General features: G+C 42.1%; 3 protein-coding genes. All 3 read right to left on the reverse strand.

Annotated features, from left to right (window positions below; translation table 11 throughout):
• Positions 1-263 precede the first annotated feature (263 nt).
• The 3 genes from H6G41_RS34320 to H6G41_RS34335 all read right to left on the reverse strand — a co-directional run bounded on the left by H6G41_RS34320 (position 264) and on the right by H6G41_RS34335 (position 2980).
• The gene (locus tag H6G41_RS34320; RefSeq protein ID WP_190752837.1) at positions 264-758 is read right to left on the reverse strand and encodes a DUF4231 domain-containing protein; all 495 of its coding nucleotides are present in this window, start codon (positions 756-758) and stop codon (positions 264-266) included.
• A 559-nt stretch (positions 759-1317) separates the two neighbouring features.
• Positions 1318-2586, reverse strand: a complete 1269-nt coding sequence (locus H6G41_RS34330; protein ID WP_190752841.1) for a hypothetical protein — start codon at positions 2584-2586, stop codon at positions 1318-1320.
• Positions 2587-2806: 220 nt separating this feature from the next.
• Positions 2807-2980 carry a hypothetical protein gene (locus H6G41_RS34335; RefSeq protein WP_242038158.1) on the reverse strand — a complete coding sequence of 58 codons (174 nt, stop codon included), beginning with the start codon at positions 2978-2980 and terminating at the stop codon, positions 2807-2809.
• Positions 2981-3115: the final 135 nt, after the last annotated feature.

Here is a 3115-nt window from a genome sequence, read left to right on the forward strand (position 1 = left end):
CCTTTATGTTTCAGCGCAAAGCTACTTGAATCAGCACTTGATCAAGATGGTTGGCTCAAACACCAAGCGCGAAGATTTGAAACTAGTGAATTGATTACTATAGTGGAAAGCGTATTGTTAGACTTCGATTGCAAAATGCGCTTTCCAAAAAAGCATCACCATAATTAAAATTAGATTTGACTTTAGTGCGTAACCACAGCAAAAGCAGGACTGCGTTAACCATGAGCAAGTGATGCTGGGATTTAGAATTTGTCTTTAAATTCTTAAATCAAAGTAGAATCTTCCAGATTATTCTCACCATCTTCACTGTTTTTTAGAAGTAGCTTATTTCTCATAAGAATGGCGCTCCACTCTTTTACTTGAGCCAAATGTAATGTGTTTATGCGAGTGATAAAATTATCAACTGCTTTGTCTTCACTAACTCGATAAGATTCTGTTACACCAATCTCAAAAGCTATTAACTCAGCTTCCAGAGCTTCTTGAGTGGATTTCCCAATTATCCAATTTTCCTGCCACCGAAATACTGCTAGACCACCAGTAATAGAAGCCAATGTGGGAGGAATTGCTTGTAGTACTTTTGGTGCATTTCCTAATATAAGAACAGGAGTTGCAGCAGCTAAAATTACAGTGGCAGCCTGTGAGCCATACCAGGCATTACGAAACTTCTTCCTGCAACTTTTGTAATACTCGATTAAGTCTTTACAATAAGTAATCGCTTTTTCTCTAGAAGGTTTGTAGCTTTCTTCATCAATTTTCATGGCACTATTCCTTAAAAGCTTAGAGCTATTAAATCAAAGTACAAAATTTATATAACAACTTTGGTAAGATTTTCTGTCACGCCAGAACAGAACTAGAAGGCAGTTTAGGTAATGAGATGGTTATGCTTCAACAGTGCTGCCTATACATCTGGGTTCTGGCGCTAATTCTGAATAGAATTACTCAACTTTCACTGATTGTTTTACCTATATATTCACTTTCACTTAACTAGCCGTTCCTGATTAACAAAAACGGACTTTAATTTGTTCTGCATTCCTGTGATATGAGCTTTTCAAAGCATGAAGAGAGACTATTGTCATAATTACGATGCAGCAAGTGAACAATCTCATGGATCACCAGATACTCCAGGACGGACAAAGGTGCGTTAAAGGCCTGCTATGTTGATACGAATATTTCATCTTGCAGGGATAAATTTTAGCTATGCAGATATTCGCTCTTGCTGAGGCAGTCCGTTGGTAGGGTTCCCCCGCTTAAAGGAACTGCCGTTAGCGACACAGGAGCGTCATCCGTAGGGTGAATGAATAAACGGCGTTTTTGCTGCTACTCCTTCCACTCAACCAACACACCATCCACTGCTACATAACTCCACTGCGGAAACTTCCTTAACAACCCCTTAATCACAATCTGCAAAGCGGGGTCATCCTCCCAACATTCCCTCAGGAACTCAAACCCTGGATTTTCTTTCAATACCTCTGCTAGCTTTAACTTTTCCATACGCCAGGGTCGTGCTTTTGACCTCTGGGCGATCGCCTCATTCGACCATTTCTCAGACTCTGGGCTGAACGACGCGCAACCAGTGCCTTCACGATCGGTTTTATCCTCATTACCCAACGTTTCATTCTCAACCACCAGCGAAGTTTCAATACTGGCTGGCGCTGGTTCTCTACTTTGAGTTACCAAATTTTCAAAACTAGAGGCTGCGGGCGCAGCAGAATTAGTGTCTTCATGAGGGACTATCGCTTCAACACCCAAATTCTGCTTTTCTTCTATCAACGAAGCAGATTGAGTCGGCACTTCATCCACAAGCGTTAGCGAGTCTTCGAGCGTCTTAAAATCTGGGGCTTTAAACCACGATTCATCCACCAGTCGCACAGAATTCAATTCTGAATTCTGGCTCCTGACGCATGTATTCTTCTTCGGTAACTCTTCTTTTTCTTCTTCCACGCATTCAACTGGCTGAGGCGACGCGCCCCCAAAGGGCGCGATCGCCGTTTCCTCACAATGCAAATTTTTATTTTGTGTGGAAGAAGAACACCTCACAAACTCTACTGAAGAGTTTGTGAGGTGTTCTTGAACAGTTCGTGAGGGTTCGTAGAACCCTTGTCCTGGCTCGGTTTTGTCCGAGATAGACGCTGCATATTTACAACGCATTTCTTCAGAGCCAGCTTTCTTCTCTGTGGACTCAGCATTTGATTGTTGTTTTGTAGAATTTGCTTGTTGGGTTTGAGCATTGACTTTCTCCCAAAACTCCTTCATCCTGCTGCCATGCAAATTTCGCACCATCCAGCCAACTGTCTCGCGTCCGTCTTGTATCGACTTGTCCGGCTTGAAAATGAATAACCCACTTTCACAGAGAATTTTCTTTACACAAATAAAAGTACTGTAACCCAAAGCTGTAGACAAGGGCATCCACCGAGAACCATAAGGATCGGATGTCCAACACTCCTGCCATAATTGCGATACTGATGGTTTTTGCTCTTGAGCCCACAACATATCTTCAATTGGGATAATTACATGTAGTCGCTTGTATGGAGACTGGGGTTTCTCCTTGGCAGGCTTTTTGGCTTTACGGGTAGCAGTTATAGTCATAATTCAACCTCCTATTTTGACGCACGGAAATTTCACCCACGGCGATCGCAGGGCTGTTTTCTGGATATTTATATTTCTTTGTTTGGAAGTTAAAAGCTTTACTAAGAATTCAGGAGTCAGGAGCCAGAATTGACCTGAGTGCAAAGTTGTATATTAATCGACTCCTAGCTTTTTAAATATTGAGCATTCTGATTTGTGAATTCTGACTTCTGGCTCCTTTTCACAACAGCCGCAATTCATCCTTAAAATATCGGTCTGTTTTCTTGGGCTGCTCTTTCCAATGTTCCCAAGCCACCCAAACCTCATCCCCGAAGTCTTCAATAACTTCTCCTTTGGCTGCATACAAAGTGCGGTAAGGATCGCTATGGGCAACGAGAGAACCAACCCCAATCACAGCAGGTTGTTCAGCTTCTTCTAAGGTGGTGATTCAGGGCAAACGCATCTTAATTTAAAGTGAAGGCAAATAATGCACTGGTAGATGAGTCAGTTCAATGATTTTCAGGATGAATACATTGATTGTTGAGCGAAT

This window comes from Tolypothrix sp. FACHB-123 (genome assembly GCF_014697075.1).
In the GTDB taxonomy this organism is placed as follows: Bacteria; Cyanobacteriota; Cyanobacteriia; order Cyanobacteriales; family Nostocaceae; genus Aulosira.